Raw genomic sequence first — 21,783 nt, 5'->3', positions numbered from 1 at the left:
GGCGTGGTCGAGCGTATCGAACCAGGTCGCGGCCGAGGTGCCGCGGGGCAGCGGCAGGTTGAGGTTGCAGCCGAAGCCGGCACCCTCCCCGCACTCGTCCGCGTGGCCGAGGAAGAAGGGGTATTCGTTGACATCCTCCCCGCCCTAAAGGACGGGGATTCCTCCTGCGAGACGCGCATGTCCGCGCGCGGCGATGTTCCTGGCGGCGTTCACGTCGCGGTGGTGTTCCGCGCCGCAATCGCAGCATGTCCATCGCCTCATTCGCAGACCTGTCCTGCCTTTCGGACTGCTGGCGGGTATGCCCCCGCAGCGCGAACAGGTCTGGGTTGTGTAGGCTTCGTTCACCTCTTCAAAGACGATGCCGGCCCCATGGCTCTTGTATTCCAGCATCGTTTTCAGCATTGCCCATCCGGCGTCCAGCGTGGACTTCGCCATCTTGGTCTTCACCATCGCTTTCGCCTGCACGTTCCCGACGAAGATCGCCGCGTTGCGCTCGACCAGCCCGGTGCTGAACTTGTGCATCGCGTCCTTGCGCGTGTTGGCGATCTTCGCGTGGATCGCGCGCACCCGGTTCTTCTTGCGCGCCCGCTGGGCGATCCCTAGCGCGCCCTCGTGCTTGCGGTACAGGCCGGACGCCAGCTCTTCGCCGTCCGAGCACGTCGCTGCAGTCTTCAGGCCGAGGTCGATACCGATCAGCCCAGTGCCAGCCGACTTCGGCACGTCCACCTTGACGCACACGTTCAGGTACCACCGGCCGCGCGCGTCCTGCGAGAACGAGCCAGCGCGCAGATCGAACCGGCTCAGCCCGTAGCTGTCCCACAGGCCGAACTTGTGCCCGAGAAAAGCGATCTGCCCGGCCTTGTACTTCGCGCCGCCCGCCTTGAACGGCACCCAGCCCAGCGAATGCTTCGCCGCCTTCGCGTTCGACACCCGCCAGTTCAGCCTCGACTTCTTGAACTGCTTGCGCCGGGTGGCGTATTCCTCGCACACCAGTTGCACCGTGGCGCTACCGATCCGCACGCCCTCGCACTTCGAGTACCCCGCCGTGAGCTTCTGCAGGTCGAACCCGCTCAGCCACTTTCCGCGCTCGCGGATCGCCCGCGAACTGGTCTCGTTACAGTAGTTCCACACCTGATTGACCTCGCGCGCCATCAAGGACAGCACGCCCGCGTGCTTGTCCTTGATCCGCAGCTTGAGGGTCTTCACGGCTTCCATCTGACAACTGTATTTCCATACATGTCGGTTGACAAGCCGGAACGGCTTGAACGCTCGACCCCGGGCTGAACCCCGGGGCTTGTCGCTTCGTCCGGGTCATCGGATCGCCGTGGAGCGAGACGGTCAGCACGTCGTCACGTCCGTAAAAAATCGTCTGCGTGCCGTTGCCGTGGTGGTAATCGACATCGAGCACCGCCACCCGCGCCGCGCCACCGTCACGCAGCGTCTGGGCGGCCAGCGCGGCGTTGTTGAGGAAGCAGTAGCCGCCGAAGAAATCCGGCCCGGCGTGGTGCCCCGGCGGGCGGGTCAGCGCCACGGCACAACGGTCCCCCATCAACACCGCCCGCGCCGCCGTCACCGCGCACGCCGCGCCGGCCCGCGCTGCCGCCCAGGTGCCGGCCACCATGGGACTGCCGGCGTCGAAGGTGTACAGCCCGAGTTGCGCCGCGAAGTTGCGCGGCACCACGTCGCGCCGCAGACCGTGTCCCGCCCACACCGAGGGCAGGATGTCGAGCGCGGCATTGGCCGGGTCGAGCGCCACCCAGGCACTCCAGGCGCCCGCGAGGAAATCCAGGTAACGCGGCGCGTGAACGCCCACCAGCGCCGCATCGGACACCGGCTCGGGCAGGCACAGCGCGCCCACCGCCCGCGCCTGCACCGCGGCGAGCACATGGTCCAGCCGGTCGGGCGTCTCGTGGCAGGGCACCAACCGTCCACGGTACATCTCGTGGTGCGCCGTGTGCAGGCGGTGGTCGGGGTTGTGGACGATGTGCATGGGCGCGCCTGCTGCGGCGATCCGCTCAGTAGGGGGTGGACACCGAGAAGCGCATGGTCCAGTTGTCCAGATACGCCTTGACCAGCGCCGCGTCGTCGCGGACCAGCAGACCGTTTTCGGTGTTGCGGGTCTCGGCGGCTTTGGTGAAGTTGTACGACCCCATGAACACCGCCCGGCCGTCGAAGATCATGACCTTGTTGTGCGCGATGGCCGGTCTGGTGTCGATGACCACGGGCACGCCGCCGTTCTTCAGGTAGGTGGCGCTGGTGTATTTCTCGCTGACCTGGCTTTTGTCGACGATGACCTGCACATCGACCCCGCGTTCCTTGGCCTGCTTGACGGCCTGGGCGATGGGGACGCTGGTGAAGGAATACGCCTGCACATGCAGCGAGCGGCGCGTGGCCTGGATCGCCTCGATGAGCAGCTTCTCGCAGGAGTCGCCGTCCGGGGTGAAGCACAGGCGGTAGGACGCCTGCGGGGAGAAGGTCTGGTAGGCCGAAGCCGCGGCATCGGTGCGCGCCACGGCGGACGTGAGCGGCATGGCGATGGCGACGGCCACAGCCGGGAGGACACGCACAAGGTGAACAAGACGGAGCATGGGGCGGGTATCGGATTTCATTTCGGGTGGGGATCATCCCATGCCCGCCCGGTCCACCGCCCTGGTGCCGCCTTATTCGCCCAGATACGCGGCGCGCACCTTCGGATCGCTGAGCAATTGCTGCCCCCGCCCGGTCATCGTGATCAGCCCGGACTCCATCACGTAGCCCCGATCCGCCACCGCCAGCGCGCGGCTGGCGTTCTGCTCGACCAGCAGCATGGTGACGCCCTGCTGGTGGATGTCGGCGACAACCTCGAAGATCTTGTCCACCATGATCGGCGACAGCCCCATCGACGGCTCGTCCAGCAGCAGCACCTTGGGTCGGGCCATCAGCGCGCGGCCCATTGCCAGCATCTGCTGCTCGCCGCCGGACATCGTGCCGGCGAGCTGGTCGCGGCGCTCCTTCAGGCGCGGGAAGATGGTGAAGACCTTGTCGATGTCGGCGTCGATCTCCTGGTCGTTGCGCGTGTAGGCGCCCATCTGCAGGTTCTCGGTGATCGTCATCCGGGTGAAGGTGCCGCGGCCTTCCGGGATCATCACCAGCCCTTGCTTGGCGAGATCCCAGGCGCCCTGCCCCTTGAGGCTCTTGCCGAGGTACTTCACGTCGCCATCAGCGATCGGCTGGATGCCCGTGACCGCCTTCAGCGAGGTGGTCTTGCCAGCGCCGTTGGCCCCGATCAGGCTGACGAGTTCGCCTTCGCGGACTTCGAGCGTCACGCCCTTGACCGCCTGGATGCCGCCGTAGGCGACCTTCAGGTTCTCGATGCTCAGCAGGACTTGGCCGCTGCCGCCGGCCTTGTGGTTCGTTGCGGTTGCCATGGGGTGGGGATGTCCTGCTGCGTTCAATGGGCCTTGTGACCGCTGCCCAGGTAGGCCTCGATCACCTTCTCGTTCTTCTGCACCTCGGCCGGCGTGCCCTCGGCGATCTGCTTGCCGTAGTCGAGCACGGTGAGCCGGTCGCACAGGCCCATCACCAGCTTCACGTCGTGCTCGATGATCAGGATGGTGCGGCCGTCCTTGCGGATCTGGTCGATCAGCTCGCGCAGCACGACTTTCTCGGTGGCGTTCATCCCGGCCGCCGGCTCATCGAGCGCGATCAGCTTCGGGTCGGTGGCCAGCGCACGGGCGATCTCCAGGCGGCGCTGGTCGCCGTAGGACAGCGTGCGGGCCTTGTACTCGGCGAACTTGCCGATGCCGACGTAGTCGAGCAGTTCCTGCGCACGCTGGGCGATCGCCTTTTCCTCTGCCTTGAACGCCGAGGTGCGGAAGATGGCGCCGATCAGCCCGGAGTGCGAGCGGACATGGCGCCCGACCATGACGTTCTCCAGCGCGGTCATCTCGGGGAAGAGCCGGATGTTCTGGAACGTGCGGGCGATGCCGGCTGCCGCGACTTCATGCACCGCGGTCGGCGTGTAGGGGGCACCGCCGAGGTTGAACGTGCCGCCGTCGGGGGTGTAGAGACCGGTGATGACGTTGAAGAAGGTCGTCTTGCCGGCGCCGTTCGGGCCGATCAGGCCATAGACCTGGCCCTTGTGGATGGTGATGCCCACGTCCGAGAGGGCTTGCAGGCCGCCGAAGCGTTTGGAGACGCCCTTGACTTCGAGGACGATGTCCGCGGTGTTCTTGCTGTTCTTGCTCATGGGGAGATGGCTCCTGTTCGCTTCAGCTTCACTTGGCCGCCGGAGCGGCCTTGCCGTGCTCGGGGGCGGGCCACAGGCCGCGCTGGCGCACCAGCATGATCGTGATCATCGCCAGCGCGATCAGCAACTGGCGCAGGATGGCCGCGTCGAGACGGCCGCCGGTCATGGCCTGCACGTCACCCGCGACGTAGCGCAGCACTTCCGGCAGCGCCGACAGCAGCAGCGCGCCCAGGATGACGCCGGGGATGTGCCCGATGCCGCCCAGCACCACCATCGCCACGATCATCACCGACTCGGCCAGCGTGAACGACTCGGGCGAGATGAACCCTTGGAAGGCGGCGAACATGGCGCCCGAGATGCCACCGAAGGTGGCGCCCATGCCGAACGCCAGCAGCTTGAGGTTGCGGGTGTTCAGCCCCATCGCCTTGGCGGCGATCTCGTCCTCGCGGATGGCCATCCAGGCGCGACCGATGCGTGAGACTTCGAGGCGGCGGCAGACGATCACCGTCAGCACCACCAGCACCAGGAACAGGTAGTAGTACAGCACCACCGGCGGGAAGGTGTGCCCGAACAGGTCCACCGGCTGGCCGAAGCTGAAGCCGAAGAAGTTCATCGGGTCGATCTGGCTGATGCCGCGCGGTCCGTTGGTGATGTTGAGCGGGTGCTCCAGGTTGTTCATGAACACCCGGATGATCTCGCCGAAGCCCAGCGTCACGATGGCCAGGTAGTCCCCGCGCAGCTTGAGCGTCGGCGCCCCCAGCACCATGCCGAAGAACGCCGCCACGGCTGCCGCGACGGGCACCACGGCCCAGATCGGCATGTGCAGCCCGTTCGGGAACATGGCCCGGATCCACTCGAAGTTCTCCGAGAGGTGGGGCGAAGCCAGCAGCGCGTAGAGGTAGGCGCCCACGGCGTAGAAGGCGACGTAGCCCAGGTCGAGCAGGCCGGCGAAGCCGACGACGATGTTCAGGCCAAGCGACAGCATCACGTACAGCAGCGCGAGCGCCATGATGCGCACCCAGCCCTGTCCGAACTGCGCGGCGAACAGCGGCAGCGCCAGCAGCGCAACCGCCGCCAGCCCGAAGACGACCCATTGCCGGGTCTTGTCCATGGAAGAAGTCATGTGTGTGGTCTCCTCAGGCGCGGTCGGCCACGCGTTCGCCCATCAGGCCGGACGGTCGCATGGTGAGCACCAGGATCAGGACGAGGAAGGCGAAGATCTCGACGTACTGGCTGCCGAAGATGCCGCCGGTGAGGTCGCCGAGGTAGCCCGCGCCGATGGCTTCGATCAGGCCGAGCAGCACGCCGCCGACCATCGCGCCGGTCAGGTTGCCGATGCCGCCGAAGACCGCCGCCGTGAACGCTTTCAGGCCGGGCATGAAGCCCATGCTGTGCTGCAGCGTGCCGTAATTGGCGGCCCACATGATGCCGGCGATGGCGGCCAGCGCCGCGCCGATCACGAACGTGGTGCTGATGATGTGGTCCGGACGCACGCCCATCAGGCCGGCGACGCGGGGGTTCTCGGCCGTGGCGCGCATGGCCCGACCCAGCTTGGTCTTGTTCACCAGCCACAGCAGCCCGGTGAGCACCACCGCCGTGATGACGAGGATCAGGATCTGCGTCAGCGTGATGACGGGGCCGTCTTCCCACAGGTTGTAGACCTCCACCGGCAGGAGCTGCGGATACGGCTTGGGGTTCGGCTTCCAGATGATCATGGCCAGCGTCTGCAGCAGCAGGCTCATGCCCATGGCGGTGATCAGCGGGGCCAGGCGCGGTGCGTTGCGCAGCGGGCGGTAGGCGATCTTCTCGACCGCGTAGTTGAGCAGCGAACAGACGATGATCGCCGCGATCGCCGAAATGAACATGATCAGCCAGCCCGGCAAGGTCGAGCCTGCTTCCTGGAACGCGATCGCCACGCTCCAACTGACCATGGCGCCGACCATGAGCACCTCGCCGTGGGCGAAGTTGATCAGGCTGATGATGCCGTAGACCATCGTGTAGCCGAGTGCGACGAGGGCATACATGCTCCCGAGCACCAGGCCGTTGATGATCTGCTGTACGAAGGTATCCATTCCAAGCTCTCCTGTGGCCGCTGCGGCGCCATGCTGCAAGACCCGTACCAGAATGGGATGTGACATCTTGCCGCCGCATTGCGCACGCCGATTCTAGGTGGGCGCCCAGCACCGACGGATGCGCGTTTGCGCTAGGAACAGCGTGGAACAGCCGGGAATGCGCGGCGATTCAGCGGTTTTTCCGGGCTTCGTCGTCGAGTTGGCGCAACTGGGCCAGCTTCTCGCCGATGCGGATTTCCAGCCCACGGGCCACTGGGGCATAGAAGCGCGGAGCCGGGTCGCGGTCGTGCGGAAAATCCGGGAAATACTGCTCGCCGGACGGATATCCGTCCGCCTCGTCGTGGGCGTAGCGGTAATCCCGACCGTAGTCGAGATCCTTCATCAGCTTGGTGGGGGCATTGCGCAGGTGCAGCGGGACCGGGCGCGAGCCGTCCTGCTGCACGAAGGCGCGCGCGGCCTTCCATGCCGTGTAGACCGCGTTCGACTTGGGCGCCACGGCAAGGTAGACGACGGCCTGCGCCAGCGCCAGCTCTCCCTCCGGCGAGCCGAGTCGCTCGTAGGTTTCGCTGGCATCGAGCGCCAGCCGCAGCGCCCGCGGGTCGGCCAGTCCGATGTCCTCGCTGGCCATGCGGACCAGCCGCCGGGCGATGTAGCGCGGATCGACGCCGCCATCGACCATGCGCGCGAACCAGTACAGGGCAGCATCCGGGCTGCTGCCACGCACCGACTTGTGCAGCGCGGAAATCGTGTCGTGGAACTGGTCGCCGCCCTTGTCGTAGCGCCGCAGTTGCGCCCCGAGGCTCTGCTCCAGCACGGCTTCGTCGATCACGGTGGCCGCGCCGACCATCCGCACCACGTTCTCGTAGGTGTTGAGCAGGCGCCGGGCATCCCCATCCGCGTAGGCGATCAGGCGCTGGGCGGCCTCGGGCGTCGGCTCGGCGGCCTGGAGTTCCGCGCGGGCAGTGGCCAGCAATGTGCGCAGGTCGTCCTCGGACAGCGGCTGCAGCACATGCACCGTCGCCCGCGACAGCAGCGCCGAGTTGACCTCGAAGGACGGGTTCTCGGTGGTCGCGCCGATGAAGGTGAACAGGCCCGACTCGACGTGCGGGAGGAAGGCGTCCTGCTGCGCCTTGTTGAAGCGGTGGACTTCATCGACGAACACGATGCAGCGCCGCCCCTGCGCCTGCGTCACCCGCGCTTGCTCGACGGCGTCGCGGATGTCCTTCACGCCGCCCAGCACGGCCGAGATCTGCACGAAGCGGCTGTCGAAGGCGTCGGCCATCAAGCGGGCCAGCGTCGTCTTGCCCACGCCCGGCGGTCCCCACAGGATCATCGAATGCGGCCGGCCTGACTCGAACGCCACCCGCACCGGCTTGCCCGGCCCGAGCAGGTCGCGCTGGCCGATCACGTCATCCAGGTGGCGTGGACGCAGGCGTTCGGCGAGCGGGGCATCCGCGCTTGGCGCAGCCACCGGGACAGCATCCGGCAGCGTGCCAGACGCTTCGCCAAACAGGTCTGGGCTCGTCGGGGTCACTGCTGCAGCACGTCGGCACCCGCAGGCGCAGTGAACTTGAAGCGCGTCGGTGCCAGCATCACGTTCGGCTCGAAGCGGCTGAAGTCGAGCCGCGAACGCTGGCCCAGCGCGTCCACCAGTTCGATCGCCGCGAGATCCTTGCCGCGGAAACCCACGCGCAACTGGCGGATCTGGCCTTCCTTGGCCTTGGGCTGGGCCTGCACCCATTGCAAGCCGCCCGCGTCCGCATCGGCCTGCAGCGTGAAATCCCGGTCGAGGTTGCCACCGGCCAGCAGCGCCGCCGGGGTCGCCCCCAGCACCTGGTCGAAGGCGCGCACCGTCACCTGGTTGAGGTCCACGTCGTAGAGCCAGACCTTCTGCCCATCGGCGACGATCTGCTGCTCGTAGGGCTTGGTGTAGTCGAAGCGGAAACGGTTGGGTCGCTGGAACTCGAACTCGCCGCTGGTGGTCTTCTTCTTCGCGCCGTCCGGCGCCGTGACCACCTGCGTGAACGGCGAGCGACCGGACTGCACCGTCTGCACGAAGCTGCGCAGCGCGTCCACCGCGTCGGCGCGGGCCAGCACGGGACTGAGCACCGCCAGCGCCAGCACTGCACCCCGCAGCACAGCCTTCGGGGACGTCGGGAAGTGGTTCAGCAGCATCATTCGTTGTTGCGGGCCGGGACGAGGAGGTCGCGGTTGCCGTTGGTGGACATGCTCGATACGAGTCCGGATTGCTCCATTTGTTCCAGCAAACGGGCCGCGCGGTTGTAGCCGATGCGCAAATGGCGCTGCACCAGCGAGATCGACGCCTTGCGGTTCTGCAGCACGACGGCCACGGCCTGGTCGTACATCGGGTCGGCTTCGGCGTCTCCACCACCGCCTTCGGCGTTGGTGTCGTTGCCGCCGTCGCCATCGAGCACGCCGCCTTCGAGGATGCCTTCGATGTAGTTCGGCTCGCCCTGCGACTTCAGGTATTCGACGACGCGATGCACCTCGTCATCGCTGACAAACGCACCATGCACGCGGATCGGCACGCCCGAACCCGGCGACAGGTACAGCATGTCGCCCTGCCCCAGCAAGGCTTCGGCGCCCATCTGGTCGAGGATGGTGCGGCTGTCGATCTTGCTGGAGACCTGGAAGCTGAGCCGGGTCGGGATGTTGGCCTTGATGAGACCGGTGATGACATCGACCGACGGGCGCTGCGTGGCCAGGATCAGATGGATACCAGCGGCGCGCGCCTTCTGGGCCAGCCGGGCGATGAGTTCCTCGATCTTCTTGCCGACCACCATCATCAGGTCGGCCAGCTCGTCGATCACCACCACGATGTGCGGCAGGCGGTCGAGCGGCTCGGGCTCCTCCGGCGTCAGGCTGAACGGGTTGGGGATCAGCTCCTCGCGGGCGGTGGCGTCGTCGATCTTCTTGTTGTAGCCGGCGAGGTTGCGCACGCCCATCTTGCTGAGCAGCTTGTAGCGCCGCTCCATCTCGGCCACGCACCAGTTGAGCGCGTTCGACGCCTGCTTCATGTCGGTGACGACCGGTGCGAGCAGGTGCGGGATGCCCTCGTAGACGCTCATTTCCAGCATCTTCGGGTCGATCAGGATCAGCCGCACATCCCGCGCATCGGCCTTGTAGAGCAGCGACAGGATCATGCTGTTGATGCCCACCGACTTGCCGGAGCCGGTCGTGCCGGCCACCAGACAGTGCGGCATCTTGGCCAGATCGGCGACGAAGGGCTGGCCGACGATGTCCTTGCCGAAGCCGAGGGTCAGCAACGAGGCGGCGTTGGTGTAGACCGGCGCGCCCAGCACCTCGGACAGCCGGATGATCTGGCGCTTGGCGTTGGGCAGCTCCAGCGCCATGCAGTTGCGGCCCGGAATCGTCTCGACCACGCGGATCGACACGAGGCTGAGCGAGCGGGCCAGGTCCTTGGCGAGGTTGACGATCTGCGAGCCTTTGACGCCGGTGGCTGGCTCGATCTCGAAGCGCGTGATCACCGGGCCGGGCATGGCGGCGATGACCTGCACCTCCACGCCGAAGTCCGCGAGCTTGCGCTCGATCTGGCGGCTGGTGGCCTCCAGGTGTTCGGGCGTGGCGGTCTCGGTGGCGACGGTGGCGCGGTCGAGCAGGCTGACCTGCGGCAGGTGGGCCGGGCCGTCGAGCGGGGGCAGTGGTGCAAGCACTGGTGGTGCTGACGGCGTCGCCAGCGGCAGTGGCGGCGGCGGTGCAGCACGCACGGGCGCTGGCATCGGTGCAGCAGCCGGTGCCGGGACCAGCGGTGTGGCGCGGACCACCGGCATCGGCAGTCCCTCGTCCCACGGCGCCACCACCAGCGGCGGCAGGCTGTCCGGCACCGTGTCCACGAAATCGGGTTCGTAGGTGGTTGCGCGCGTGCCGCCGGGGGCGACCTGCAGCACGCCGGGCAGGGTCTCGGCGTCGAACACCGGCTCGACACTGGGCGGGGGCGCCAGCTTTTCCTTCTTCTTGCGACCGGCCTGGGCCAGCGGCGTCGGGGTGTCCAGGGTGATCGGCGCGGTCGGGGTGTCCAGCGGTGCCGGGGCAGTCACCGCCACGGCGTCGCGCTCGCGGGACATCTGCCGCTGCATCTGCACCTGTGCCTCGGCACCGATGCGCTTGTCTTCCGCCTCCTTGCGGTAGAGCTGGTACCGCTCGCGCCAGCCGTCGAACCACCCGCCGATGCGCTCGGCCAAGCCCAGCCACGAGAAACGGAAGGCCCAGGCCAGCGCCAGCAGCAGCACGACAATCCACAGCACCCCGCTGCCGACAAACCCCAGCAGCCGCATGCTCGACGGCCCGAGCACAGCGCCCAGCACGCCGCCAGCATGGGCACCCGCCACCTGCCCCTCGAACTGGTACAGCCGCGTCCACTCCAGCGCGGCACTGGCCATCAGCAGCAGCGCCAGACCCACCCAGGTCAGCCACTGCGGGCGCCAATGCACCGGACCCACCGGATCGACCGGCGCCAGATCGGCCCGCAGCAGACGCGCCACCACCGACAGCCAGGCCCGCGCACCAAACAGCAGACCCCACCACGCAGACAACCCGAAGAGCACGAACGACAGGTCCGACGCCCAGGCACCGGCCACGCCGACGTGGTTGCGCAGGCGCTGGCCATCGCCGGAGGTGGAAAATGCCGCATCGCCGGGGTGGTGGCTGAGCATGGCGAGCACCCACAGCAGCAACAAGGTGCCGCCCAGCGTGATCCCCACCTGGAGGCGCCAGCGGGGGGTGGGAGGGGAGGAGGTGGCCGGGGCCTGCGGGGCAGGCGTCTGGGCGGATGCTGAACTGCGCAGCGAACCGAGCGGATAGGTCATGCCGGCATTGTCCGCGATCCGCAGAAACGGCAAAGCCGCCATGTGGCATGGCGGCTTTGCGTTAACCGAAGCACCCGGAGATGCCTGGCCGAAGGGCTTACTGGGTGGCCAGACGCTCGGTCAGCACGACCCAGCCGTTTTCCTGCGTCTCGATCAGGCCGCGCTCTTCCAGATCCTTCATCACGCGGCTGACCATCTCGCGGGACGCGCCCACGACCTTGGCCAGATCCTGGCGTGAGACCTTGCTGCGGATGACGCGGCGACCTTCGTCGTCTTCGGCCATGTCCAGCAGCGCACGGGCGACGCGGCCGTAAACGTCCAGCAGCGCGAGCGACTCGATCTGGCGGTCGGCGTTGCGCAGGCGCGCGACGAGGCCACGCAGGATCGCGTAGGACAGGCTGGAGTTGTCCGGCAGGCAGGTCGCGAACTCGCCGCGGCCCAGCACCAGCACGTCCGTCTGCACCTCGGCGCGCACGGTGGCCGAATGCGGCTCGTTGTCGATCAGGCTCATCTCGCCGAGGTAGTCACCGGCTTCGAGCACCGCCAGGATGACCTCGCGGCCTCGGGTGTCCGACGTGATGACGCGGGCGCGGCCGCTCAGCAGGATGAACAGGGCGTCCGACTTGCGGCCCTGCTCGACGATGATTTCGCCGCGGCGGTAGCGGCGCTTGACCACGCCGTCCGCGATGGTCTGCGCCTGCTCCACAGTCAGCATCGAGAAAAGAGGAACCCGTCGAATCAGATCCAGGTTTGAGAGCATGGCCATGGGGCTACTCCTGCTTGTTGGTGTCTATCGTTGTCATTGAAAGCGGGACATGGCGCGGGGCAGACAAGAAACGCTAAGCTTCGCACTGCACCATTTCACGACATGCCCATTGCGTCGCGACTCTAACCGAAGCGTCACCCCGTTGAACAGCGCGTTGACCCGGAAATGAAACTGCGCGCAGCCAAGCAAACCGACACCGCACCCCATGAGCAGCCCCTCCACGCACGCCCAAGTCCTCATCCTCGGCTCCGGCCCGGCCGGCTACACCGCCGCCATCTACGCCGCCCGCGCCAACCTCAAACCGACGCTGGTCACGGGCATGGCCCAGGGCGGTCAGCTCATGACCACCACCGAAGTGGACAACTGGCCCGCCGATGTCATGGGCGTACAAGGCCCGGAGCTGATGCAGCGCTTCCAGCAGCACGCCGAACGCTTCAACACCACGATGGTGTACGACCACATCCATGCGGTGGATTTCTCGCAGCGGCCCTTCTTGTTGACCGGCGACTCTGGCAGTTACACCTGTGACGCCCTGGTGATTGCCACCGGTGCCAGCGCCAAGTACATCGGCCTGCCCTCGGAAACCGCCTTCATGGGACGCGGCGTGAGCGGCTGCGCGACCTGCGACGGTTTCTTCTACCGCGGCCAGGAAGTCTGCGTGGTCGGTGGCGGCAACACGGCCGTCGAAGAGGCGCTGTACCTGTCGAACATCGCCAGCAAGGTCCACCTGATCCACCGCCGCGACAAGTTCCGCGCCGAGGCCATCCTGATCGACAAGCTCCACGAGAAGGTTGCCGTCGGAAAAATGGAGTTACATCTGTTTCAGACTTTGGATGAAGTTCTCGGCGACACCACGGGTGTCACGGGTGTTCGCCTGAAGAGCACGACCGGCGACAGCACCCGTGATCTGGCCGTGCAGGGCTGCTTCATCGCCATCGGCCACCAGCCGAACACGGACATCTTCAAGGGCCAACTGGAGATGAAGGACGGCTACATCGTCACCCGCTCCGGCCTGAACGGGCTGGCCACGATGACCAGCGTGCCCGGCGTGTTCGCCGCGGGCGACGTGCAGGACCACGTCTACCGGCAGGCCATCACCAGCGCCGGCACGGGCTGCATGGCCGCGCTGGACGCACAGCGTTACCTCGAACAGAACCCCCCTGCGGGCGCCTGACACCGGGCCATTGGCGGCGGCGCTCGGTTCCGTTCTATAATTGACGTTTTGCCGCCAATAGACCCGACAGGTCATTCAGATTTGTCGGAGGGGTGATCATCAGACCGGGCACCACAAGTGCCGACAATGTTCAGGCGGGTCTGCTCTGGTTGCTGTAACCATCGTATCGGAGAAGCGTCATGGCACGCGTCTGTCAAGTCACGGGTAAAGGCCCGATGACCGGGAACAATGTTTCCCACGCAAACAACAAAACCAAGCGCCGCTGGCTGCCCAACCTGCAGTACCGCCGCTTCTGGGTCGAGAGCGAAAACCGCTGGATTCGCCTGCGCATCTCCAACGCTGCGCTGCGACTGATCGACAAGAAGGGTATCGACGTGGTCCTCGCCGACCTGCGTGCCCGCGGCGAACTGTAATCGGAGACTGACACCATGGCATCCAAAGGCGGACGCGAAAAAATCAAGCTGGAATCCACTGCGGGTACCGGCCACTTCTACACCACGGACAAGAACAAGAAGACGACGCCCGGAAAGCTCGAATTCATGAAGTTCGATCCGAAGGTGCGCAAGCACGTGCTGTACAAGGAAATCAAGCTCCGCTGACCAGCCCTGCGCTGGACGGACTTGTCCTCGAAAACCCGCTCAGGCACTGCCCCAGCGGGTTTTTTCATGTCTTGAAGGGCACCACTGCCCGGATATCCCCCAAAAGGTGGCCCCCTCTGGTGTGATGGACTGCACGCCACAATCCGCCTAGATTGACCTCCCAGCACAACGCCGCGCGGGGAGCAGCATGAAGCAGCCGGAATGGCAACAAGGCATCAGCACAGGCACCGGCATCCGCATGGTCGTCGCCACCGCGCTGCTGGCCTGGACGGGCAACGCCTGCAGTCAGTCGGTGGACACCTCGATGGCACACGCCATGGTGGACCAACCGCTGTCGATGGCCGTACAGGTGCGCGGTTTCGATTGGCCAGCGAGCCGCATGACACCGGACTGCCTGGAGGTGCAGCTCCAGCAGGGTGAATCGGGAGCGTCCATCGCACCCGTGCGTGTGCGGACGACCCCCAGTGGGGACGATGGCCGCGTGCTGGTGCAGATCAGCAGCCCGCAGACTGTCACCGACACCGTGCTCACGGGCCGACTGCGCCTGCTGTGCGGTGCCGATTACACACGCGAATTCACCGTGCTCGTCGATCCACCCGATGCCCGCAGGCGCTCCGTGGCCATGGCAGTGGCAGACCCCAGGCAGCGCCCGGCCACGCGGGTCACCCCACTGCCGCAGCCCGTGGCAAAGTCTGCACCCGCTCTCTCGCCGCGCAGCACCACACGGTCGGACGATCCTCCGCCACCGGTCGCCGCATCCGCATCGGCCGTACCCGCTGCTGCACCCTCCCGCCCGCTGGAAGAGGCCGAAGTACAGCGGCTGGTGAACGCGGTGGTGAGCACATTGGCGCTGCCAACACCCGCCGAACGCCTGTCTGGCGAGTTCGCCTGGCAAGACCTGCGCGAGGAGCAGCGCCAGACACGCGCCCATCTGGCGGCCCTCCTGGCGCGGGTCGAACACGGCGAGCGGGAAATGTGGCGCAATGCCTTGCTGGTGGTGGGTGCCGCCATGGGGCTGGCGGTGGGCCTGTTCGGCCTGCGCTTGGTGCGGGAAGGGTTGATGCCACGCATGGAGATCCTCGGCACGTCCACGTTCGCCACATCCACCACGCAGACTCCAGCCACTGCGGACTTCGCACCGGCGCTGGCCATGCCCGCACCGCCATCGGCACCACAGGCGAGCGAGGAGGGGGACACCAGCACCGTCCGCTGGGCGCCTCCCGCCACACCGCCCAACACACCGCCCGCAGCACCACAGAGTGCAGCCATCACCCGGTGGCCGGATGCCGACTTCGGCCGCCCGAACCTGGACACGCCCCACGCCAGCGCAGAGTTGCTGCAGGAGCTTGAGCCGCACGTCGCGGAATCACCGATCGGGGTGGCGGTCGTTCTGGAGCGTCGGCTGCAGGAGTTGCCCGGCAAATGTCCCTGGATCCTGCTGCGCCTGCTGGCACTCTACCGGCACATGGAGCAACCCTGGAACCACGAGCGTGTGGCCGCGCAACTGGAGGCGCTCTACAACGTCCGCATCCCGAACATGGGGTCCGTCACACCGCCCCTTGCCGCCGACCTGGACGCCTATCCCGACACGCTGGCGCACATCCAGCAGGCCTGGTCACAGGAAGAGCCCGCTGCGGCCATCGCAGGCTTGCTGCTGCGGCCGACGCGCATCGAGGTGCTCGACCAGCCGGCGTTCGAGGATGCCTTGTTGCTGCACGGCATCGCCCGGCAATCTCCATCGGCGTGGCCCGCTGCGGCAGCCGTCAAGGCCACAGGCACCGCACTCTCCCGCATCGAACTACCGGCTCAGGCACCAGTGTCACGGTTGATGGAGCTGCTGGCAGCTTGATGCTGGATATCAGGCGTGGGCGGAGCGCAAGGTGCGCGCAAAGTCCTGCAGCGCGGCGATGCCGCTGCTCTCGGCGCGCTGGCACCAGCCCTGCAGATCCACCACCAGTTGCTCGCCCGACACGTTGGTGCGGGTCCACAACTGGCGCAGCTCTTCGCGCATGGTGACGAGCTTGGTCAGCGCCGGACTCTGGTCACACGCCTTGGCGACCTGTTCCTTCACGTCGGCCGGGATCTTCTGGTCATCGCGGTGCAGCCAGCGTTGCGCCAGCCGCATTTCGTTCCAGCGTTCGGTGTTCTGCGCGCCCTGCTGCTTCAGGCGGTCCAGTTCGTCCGCACACGCCTTGCGCAGGTTGGTGGCGTACTGGGCCATGACCTCGTAGCGGTTGGCGATCAGGGCCTCCAGCGTCTGGCTGTCGGCGACGGGACGCACGGCGCCGAGCTTGAGTTGCGGGGCGGTCTTGCGCACCTTGGCCAGCCCCAGCATCTCCAGCACACGGATGTAGCCCCAGCCGATGTCGAACTCGAAGGGCTTGACCGACAGCTTCGCCGAGGTCGGGAAGGTGTGGTGGTTGTTGTGCAGCTCCTCGCCACCAATCCAGATGCCCCAGGGCGAGATGTTGGTCGAAGCGTCGGCCGCTTCGAAGTTGCGGTAGCCCCACCAGTGACCCAGGCCGTTGATGATGCCGGCCGCGTGGACCGGACTCCACAGCATCTGCACCGCCCACACCGTCAAGCCGAGCGCACCGAACAGCAGCACGTTGATGATGAGCATCAGCGACACGCCCAGTTTGGAGCGGCCGGTGTAGACGTGGCGCTCCAGCCAGTCGTCCGGGGTGTTGTGGCCGAACTTCTTCAGCGTTTCCTCGACCTTGGCTTCGGCGCGGTACAGCTCGCTGCCCTGGAGCAGCACCGTCTTGATGCCGTGGGCGACCGGGCTGTGCGGGTCGTCCTTGGTCTCGCACTTGGCGTGGTGCTTGCGGTGGATCGCGACCCATTCCTTGGTCACCATGCCCGAGGACATCCACAGCCAGAAGCGGAAGAAGTGCGCCGGGATCGGGTGCAGGTCGAGCGAGCGGTGGGCCTGGCTGCGGTGCAGGAAGACGGTGATGGCGACGATCGTGACGTGCGTCATCACCAGTGTGGTGACGAGCACCTGCCAGGGACTGGCACGCAGCAGACCATGGGCCAGCCAGTCCACCAGGACCGACCAGATCGTCGAGAGTTCGGGCATTGAATACTTTCAGGGAGCAAGCGGAGGGGTGGAACATTCTAGACGTTCCACCAATCTCCCTGAAACAGGGAATTTGCCTGATATGGCGACCCAAACCAGACAATCGCCGACGATTGCGCCCGATCAAGGGCAGAAGACGTCAGCGGCGGCGCCAGACCGCGGCGAAAAACCCGTCCGTCCCATGCCGGTGCGGCCACAGACGCAGGTAGTTGTTGCGGCAGAGCGACTCGGCACCCTCGACCTTCTGGCGCGCCAGCACCTCGGCCGCGTTCAGCAGCTCGAACTCCGGATGCGCTTCGCTGAACGCCAGGGCGATGGCCTCGTTTTCAGCGTCCAGCAGGCTGCAGGTGGCGTAGACGAGCTGGCCGCCCGATTTCACCAGCCGCGCGGCGCTGTCCAGGATGGCGCGCTGCTTGACCGTCAGCTCGGCCACGCCCTCGGGCGTCTGGCGCCACTTGAGGTCGGGATTGCGGCGCAGCGTGCCCAGACCGGAGCACGGCGAATCGACCAGCACGCGGTCGATCTTGCCGGACAGCCGCTTGATGCGTTCATCCCGCTCGTGGGCGATACCGGCCGGGTAGACGTTGGACAGGCCGCTGCGCGCCAGACGCGGCTTGAGCGCGGCCAGGCGGTGGGCGGACACGTCGAAGGCATAGAGGCGCCCGGTGTTGCGCATCATCGCGCCGAGGGCCAGCGTCTTGCCACCCGCTCCGGCGCAGAAATCCACCACCATCTCGCCGCGCTTGGCCTCGGTGAGCAGCGCCAGCAACTGGCTGCCCTCGTCCTGCACCTCGACCTCGCCGCGCTTGAAGCACTCGGTCAGGTTGAGCGTCGGCTTGCCGCGCGCGCGCAGACCCGTCGGCGAGTACGGCGTCAGCTCGGTCAGGATGCCCTCTTCGGCAAGTGCAGCCTGGGCGGCTTCGCGCTTCGTCAGTTGGGTGTTGACGCGCAGGTCCAGCCCGGCCGAGGAGGACAGGCTCTCGATCAGCGGCCAGAAGTCGTTGCCCGTTTCCTTCTTCAGCGCCTCGGCCAACCAGTCGGGCAGGTTGTGGCGCAGGTTCTCGGACTGGCTCTTCAGGCTCAGCAGCTTGGCGGTGGCGGCCCACTTCTGCTCGGCTTCGGTGGTGGCGGCGCGCAGGTAGGCTTCGGTGCCGCGCCAGGCGAGGATGCTCAGGCGGCGTTCCAGCGCGCCCGTGCCGGACTTGGCCAGGTACTGCAGCCGCAGCCGCTCGCGCAGCACGGCGTACACCGTTTCGGCCAGTGCGTGGCGCTCGCGCACGCCCAGCATCCGGTTGCGGCGGAAAAAGGCCGACACCACGGCGTCGGTCGGGCTGGAGAAGCGCAGGACTTCATGCAACAGCTCGTCGCACAGCGTGAAGAGGGCTTTGGGGGTCATCGGGAAGTCCTCAGGTATCTCGGGAATCAGGGGTCGGAAACAGCCACTGTGGCGCGTTCCCGGTGTGGCGCATGACGCCGTCGCTGCCCAGCACCAGCCGGTCCTCGACGAACCAGCGCACGGCAAGTGGATAAATCTGGTGCTCGGACACCAGCACCCGCGCCGACAGCGTGTCGGCGGTGTCTCCGGCCAGCACCGGCACCACCGCCTGCAGCACGATCGGGCCGTAGTCGAGTTCGGCGGTCACGAAATGCACCGTCGCTCCGGCCACCTTGCAGCCGGTCTGCAGCGCGCGTTCGTGCGTGCGCAGTCCGCTGAACGCGGGCAGCAGCGACGGGTGGATGTTGAGCAAGCGACCGGCGTAGCGGGCCACGAAATCGGGCGTCAGGATTCGCATGAAGCCGGCCAGCACGACCAGGTCGGGCTGGTGGCGGTCGATTTCAGCGGCCAGCGCCGCATCGAAGGCGGCGCGGTCGGCGTGGGCGCGGTGGTCGATCGACGCGGTGGCGATGCCGCGTTCGGCCGCCCACGCGAGGCCGCTCGCCGTCGGCTGGTTGCTGAGGACGGCCACCACAGCGGCGGGCCAGCCTTCTTCGGCACAGGCACGGTGGATGGCTTCCATGTTGGAGCCACGGCCGGAAATCAGGATCACGATGCGTTTCATGGGTGCGGGAGTGTAGCGGCTGACCGCAGCGCATGACAGCGCGGCCAAAACCGGTCACAGTACGGCCGCCGGAGAAAGCGGACCGTGATGGAACGCACACGCACCGGCACCTCACAGACACTTTCAGGAGAACACGATGGGATTGCTCGATTCAATGCTGGGTTCGGTCGTCAGCCAGGCACTCGGTGGCGGGAGCCAGAACAGCGGTGGCGGCGGTGGCCAGGCGGCACTCATCCAGGCCGTCCTCGGCATGCTGATGGGCGGCGGCAACCAGGGCGGCGGGGCAGCCGCCGGTGGCCTGGGTGGCTTGCTGGAACAGTTCCAGCGCGGCGGGCTGGGTGACGTGGCCTCGTCCTGGGTCTCCACCGGCCAGAACCTGCCCATCTCTGCCGACCAGCTCAGCAACGTGCTCGGCTCGGACGTGATCGGCCAGCTCGCGCGCAGCGCCGGCATGGACCATGGCGCTGCCGCTGGCGCGCTGTCACAGCTCCTGCCGCAACTGATCGACGGACTCACGCCCCACGGCCAGATGCCCCAGCAAGGCACGGACCTGGGCAGCCTGTTGCCGCAAATCCTGGGCGGGATGCTCAACCGCTGAGCCACCACGCCGCAGTGGCACTCAAGCCCTGCGGCCAGCGGTCGATACACCGGTTAGCCAATCCTGGCTGGACCGCACCGGATGTGTTGACCGCATGGAACTCGCCACCCTCGTGGCCCAGCCAGACGCCGGCTGGGCCACACTGCCCGACCCGAGGCTGGACAGCCCCAATACCCTCGTGCTGGTGTTCGGTCCCGCCGAGCGGCTGGCGACAGCGGCCGACGACAGTCCGCTGGCCGATCTGGCCCGCGCCCTGCCACACAGCGTCTTCGCCAGCGCCGCCACCCACACCGTCGCCCATGCCCGCCAGACCCATGACGAGGCGCTGGTTGTCTGCATCGTGCGGCTGGCACACACGACCCTGCGGCGGGTCCACGCCGTGCTCGGACCGACCTTGAGCGCAGAGGCGGCCGGGCAGCAACTGGCACGCACCCTCCTGGACACGCCGGGGCTGAGTGGCGTGCTGGTGCTGGCTGACGGGCTGGAGGTCAACGGGCCGGATCTCGTGCGCGGCCTGACGGCGGTGCTGCCGGACAGTGTGCCGATCGCCGGCGGCATGGGTGCAGCGGGCACGCACCTGGCCCGGGCCGGCTCGCAACGTGCAGACGACCCGCCACAGGGCAGCGTCTGTGCCATCGGCCTGTATGGCCCGCGGCTGCGCATGGCACGCGCCTGCCGTGGTGGCAGTGTCGGCTTCGGCCAGCGCCGGCTCGTCACCCGCGCCCAGGGCCACACGGTCGAGGAAATCGACGGCCAGCCCGCCCTGCAGCTCTACCGCCAATACCTCGGCCGCTACGCCAGCGGCCTGCCCGAAGCGGCCTCGCATTTCCCGCTGACCGTGTTCCGGCAGGCCGGCGACACGCACGGCGTGATCCGCTACGTCCTGGCCATCGACGCACAGCGCCAGACCATCGACGTGGCCGGCGACATCCCCACCGGCAGCCTGGTCCAGCTCTCGCGGGCAGGCCGCAGCGAATTGCTGGAAGGTGCATTCCAGGCGGCCGATGACCTGCACCAGGCCCTGCCCGCCCACACCCCGGTGCTGGCCCTGGCGGTGAGCTGTGTCGGCCGGCGGCATGTGCTGGGCGAGCAGACGGAAGAGGAACTCGATCCCGTCGCCGACCACCTGCCGACCGGTTCGGTGCTGGCAGGTTTCTATTCCTTCGGCGAAATCTCGGCCAGCGCGGGCCAACGCTGCGACATGCACAACATGACGCTCACGCTGGCCGCACTCTGGGAGGATCTGGCACCTTGACCAAGGCACTCCACCCCATGCTGGCCCGCCAGCTCCGGCGGATCGGCATCGACCCCCACGCGGGGCCACCCAGCGCCGCGCAGTGGTCTGCCCTGCTCGCGCTGACCGGCGAGACCTACGCCGAATACGAACAACTCGTCTACCTCGTCACCCGCGCCGAGCGCATGTCCACCGACGAGCTGCAGCGCAGCCAGTCCGCGCTCGCCGAAGCCGAGCAGATCGCCGGGCTGGGGAGCTGGACCTGGCAGCCGGGCAATGACACGCTGCGCATCTCCTCGACGCTGGCCGGTCTGATGCAGTTGCCGGCCAACACCCGCGAGCTGTCCCTGGCGCACTGGCTGGACAGCGTGGAGAGCACCGACCGCGTGCTGCTGCACGACAGCCTGCGCCACGCCGCGCGCCAGGAGGTCAGCCTGTGCGGGGAGCTGCGGCTGCAGGGGTACGGTGGTCTGCCGCGCTGGTTGCAGTACCGCATCGTCTCGCGCCCCATGCCCGATGCGCCGGGTACGCTGGCCGTCAGCGGCACCCTGCTCGACATCACCGAGCGGATGCGGGCCGAGGAGCAGGTGCGGACCCTCGCCTTCCAGGATCCGCTGACGGGCCTGTACAACCGCGCCCGCTTCTTTGACCTGCTCGGCTCCGCCCGCAGCCGGGTGCATGAAGCACAGGAACAGCTCGCCCTGCTCTTCCTCGACCTCGACGGCTTCAAGGAGATCAATGACCGGCATGGCCACGACGCCGGCGACCAGTTGCTGCGCCAGGTGGCCGAGCGCCTGCGCGGTACCGTGTCACCGCACGATCCGCTGTGCCGCTTCGGGGGCGACGAGTTCCTGGTGCTGATCCGCTCGAAGGGCGGTGAACCCGCGCTCAACGCCGTGGCGCAACAGATTCTGGCGGCCATCGCCGTGCCCTTCGACGTGGACGGGCGGCGCCTGAGCGTGGGCGTGAGCATAGGCATTGCCGTCTACCCGCGTGACGCGATGAACACGCTGGACCTCGTGCGTGCGGCTGACACGGCGATGTACCAGGCCAAGCAACAGGGCAAGGGGCGCGTCGAGTTCCACCGTCCCGCAGCGGCGATCTGATGTCAGCCGGCCAGCGG

Annotated in this window: 21 protein-coding genes and 1 pseudogene; 7 read left to right on the top strand and 15 right to left on the bottom strand. The window is 67.3% G+C overall.

The window, feature by feature from the left end; genetic code table 11:
• The 12 genes and pseudogenes from QZW52_RS04620 to QZW52_RS04565 form a co-directional block, all read right to left on the bottom strand.
• Nucleotides 1-141: pseudogene (locus tag QZW52_RS04620) on the bottom strand (histone deacetylase family protein); the annotation flags it as partial.
• 3 nt (nucleotides 142-144) lie between these two features.
• Nucleotides 145-1,215 (bottom strand): RNA-guided endonuclease InsQ/TnpB family protein, encoded by a 1,071-nt coding sequence (locus tag QZW52_RS04615; RefSeq protein ID WP_293995800.1) that lies wholly within the window; start codon nucleotides 1,213-1,215, stop codon nucleotides 145-147.
• Nucleotides 1,115-1,990: an arginase family protein gene (locus QZW52_RS04610; protein WP_293995798.1), complete on the bottom strand. Its 876-nt coding sequence runs from the start codon at nucleotides 1,988-1,990 to the stop codon at nucleotides 1,115-1,117. Before QZW52_RS04610 ends, QZW52_RS04615 begins: the two co-directional genes overlap by 101 nt.
• Nucleotides 1,991-2,015: 25 nt before the next feature.
• Nucleotides 2,016-2,588 carry a phospholipase D family nuclease gene (locus tag QZW52_RS04605; RefSeq protein WP_293995796.1) on the bottom strand — a complete coding sequence of 191 codons (573 nt, stop codon included), beginning with the start codon at nucleotides 2,586-2,588 and terminating at the stop codon, nucleotides 2,016-2,018.
• Between the two features lie 72 nt (nucleotides 2,589-2,660).
• Nucleotides 2,661-3,407 (bottom strand): ABC transporter ATP-binding protein, encoded by a 747-nt coding sequence (locus tag QZW52_RS04600; protein WP_293995794.1) that lies wholly within the window; start codon nucleotides 3,405-3,407, stop codon nucleotides 2,661-2,663.
• Between the two features lie 23 nt (nucleotides 3,408-3,430).
• On the bottom strand, nucleotides 3,431-4,228 hold the full coding sequence (locus QZW52_RS04595; RefSeq protein ID WP_293995792.1) for an ABC transporter ATP-binding protein: 798 nt from the start codon (nucleotides 4,226-4,228) through the stop codon (nucleotides 3,431-3,433).
• Nucleotides 4,229-4,256: 28 nt separating this feature from the next.
• A complete protein-coding gene (locus QZW52_RS04590; RefSeq protein ID WP_434738272.1) occupies nucleotides 4,257-5,351 on the bottom strand; it encodes an ABC transporter permease subunit in 1,095 nt (364 codons plus the stop codon).
• 13 nt (nucleotides 5,352-5,364) lie between these two features.
• On the bottom strand, nucleotides 5,365-6,300 hold the full coding sequence (locus QZW52_RS04585) for a branched-chain amino acid ABC transporter permease (RefSeq protein WP_293995790.1): 936 nt from the start codon (nucleotides 6,298-6,300) through the stop codon (nucleotides 5,365-5,367).
• Between the two features lie 169 nt (nucleotides 6,301-6,469).
• Nucleotides 6,470-7,771: a replication-associated recombination protein A gene (locus QZW52_RS04580; RefSeq protein WP_293995789.1), complete on the bottom strand. Its 1,302-nt coding sequence runs from the start codon at nucleotides 7,769-7,771 to the stop codon at nucleotides 6,470-6,472.
• Nucleotides 7,772-7,830: 59 nt separating this feature from the next.
• Nucleotides 7,831-8,475: an outer membrane lipoprotein periplasmic chaperone LolA gene (gene lolA, locus QZW52_RS04575; protein WP_293995787.1), complete on the bottom strand. Its 645-nt coding sequence runs from the start codon at nucleotides 8,473-8,475 to the stop codon at nucleotides 7,831-7,833.
• The gene (locus QZW52_RS04570; RefSeq protein ID WP_293995785.1) at nucleotides 8,475-11,147 is read right to left on the bottom strand and encodes a DNA translocase FtsK; all 2,673 of its coding nucleotides are present in this window, start codon (nucleotides 11,145-11,147) and stop codon (nucleotides 8,475-8,477) included. Before QZW52_RS04570 ends, lolA begins: the two co-directional genes overlap by 1 nt.
• Nucleotides 11,148-11,244: 97 nt before the next feature.
• A complete protein-coding gene (locus QZW52_RS04565) occupies nucleotides 11,245-11,913 on the bottom strand; it encodes a Crp/Fnr family transcriptional regulator (RefSeq protein WP_293995783.1) in 669 nt (222 codons plus the stop codon).
• A gap of 205 nt (nucleotides 11,914-12,118) precedes the next feature.
• Between QZW52_RS04565 and trxB the strand changes: the two genes are divergently transcribed.
• The 4 genes from trxB to QZW52_RS04545 all read left to right on the top strand — a co-directional run bounded on the left by trxB (nucleotide 12,119) and on the right by QZW52_RS04545 (nucleotide 15,535).
• Nucleotides 12,119-13,087: a thioredoxin-disulfide reductase gene (gene trxB / locus QZW52_RS04560; protein ID WP_293995781.1), complete on the top strand. Its 969-nt coding sequence runs from the start codon at nucleotides 12,119-12,121 to the stop codon at nucleotides 13,085-13,087.
• Between the two features lie 179 nt (nucleotides 13,088-13,266).
• A complete protein-coding gene (gene rpmB / locus QZW52_RS04555; protein ID WP_179634305.1) occupies nucleotides 13,267-13,500 on the top strand; it encodes a 50S ribosomal protein L28 in 234 nt (77 codons plus the stop codon).
• A 15-nt stretch (nucleotides 13,501-13,515) separates the two neighbouring features.
• Complete coding sequence (rpmG, locus tag QZW52_RS04550; RefSeq protein WP_293995778.1) at nucleotides 13,516-13,686, top strand: 50S ribosomal protein L33; 171 nt, start codon at nucleotides 13,516-13,518, stop codon at nucleotides 13,684-13,686.
• 187 nt (nucleotides 13,687-13,873) lie between these two features.
• Nucleotides 13,874-15,535: a type IV pilus assembly protein FimV gene (locus QZW52_RS04545; protein WP_293995776.1), complete on the top strand. Its 1,662-nt coding sequence runs from the start codon at nucleotides 13,874-13,876 to the stop codon at nucleotides 15,533-15,535.
• Nucleotides 15,536-15,544: 9 nt separating this feature from the next.
• Here the strand turns inward: QZW52_RS04545 and QZW52_RS04540 are convergent, their stop codons facing one another.
• From QZW52_RS04540 to purN, 3 genes are all read right to left on the bottom strand, one after another.
• Entirely contained in the window at nucleotides 15,545-16,768 is a 1,224-nt protein-coding gene (locus QZW52_RS04540; protein WP_293995774.1) for a DesA family fatty acid desaturase, read from the bottom strand.
• Nucleotides 16,769-16,907: 139 nt separating this feature from the next.
• Nucleotides 16,908-18,164, bottom strand: coding sequence for an RsmB/NOP family class I SAM-dependent RNA methyltransferase (locus tag QZW52_RS04535; RefSeq protein WP_293995772.1), 1,257 nt, complete (start codon nucleotides 18,162-18,164; stop codon nucleotides 16,908-16,910).
• Between the two features lie 10 nt (nucleotides 18,165-18,174).
• Complete coding sequence (purN, locus tag QZW52_RS04530) at nucleotides 18,175-18,828, bottom strand: phosphoribosylglycinamide formyltransferase (protein WP_293995770.1); 654 nt, start codon at nucleotides 18,826-18,828, stop codon at nucleotides 18,175-18,177.
• Nucleotides 18,829-18,964: 136 nt separating this feature from the next.
• On the opposite strand from purN, the gene QZW52_RS04525 reads away from it, so the two are divergent.
• The 3 genes from QZW52_RS04525 to QZW52_RS04515 all read left to right on the top strand — a co-directional run bounded on the left by QZW52_RS04525 (nucleotide 18,965) and on the right by QZW52_RS04515 (nucleotide 21,766).
• A complete protein-coding gene (locus QZW52_RS04525; RefSeq protein ID WP_293995768.1) occupies nucleotides 18,965-19,426 on the top strand; it encodes a YidB family protein in 462 nt (153 codons plus the stop codon).
• Nucleotides 19,427-19,520: 94 nt separating this feature from the next.
• Nucleotides 19,521-20,681, top strand: coding sequence for an FIST signal transduction protein (locus QZW52_RS04520; RefSeq protein ID WP_293995766.1), 1,161 nt, complete (start codon nucleotides 19,521-19,523; stop codon nucleotides 20,679-20,681).
• Nucleotides 20,678-21,766, top strand: a complete 1,089-nt coding sequence (locus tag QZW52_RS04515; protein WP_293995764.1) for a GGDEF domain-containing protein — start codon at nucleotides 20,678-20,680, stop codon at nucleotides 21,764-21,766. The genes QZW52_RS04520 and QZW52_RS04515 overlap by 4 nt, the downstream gene beginning before the upstream one ends.
• The last annotated feature ends 17 nt before the right edge of the window (nucleotides 21,767-21,783 follow it).

It is taken from the genome of Sphaerotilus sp. (assembly GCF_013299175.1).
GTDB lineage: Bacteria > Pseudomonadota > Gammaproteobacteria > Burkholderiales > Burkholderiaceae_C > Sphaerotilus.
The sequence above is the reverse complement of the archived record's forward strand: the minus strand, read 5'-3'. Positions and strand labels throughout refer to the sequence as shown.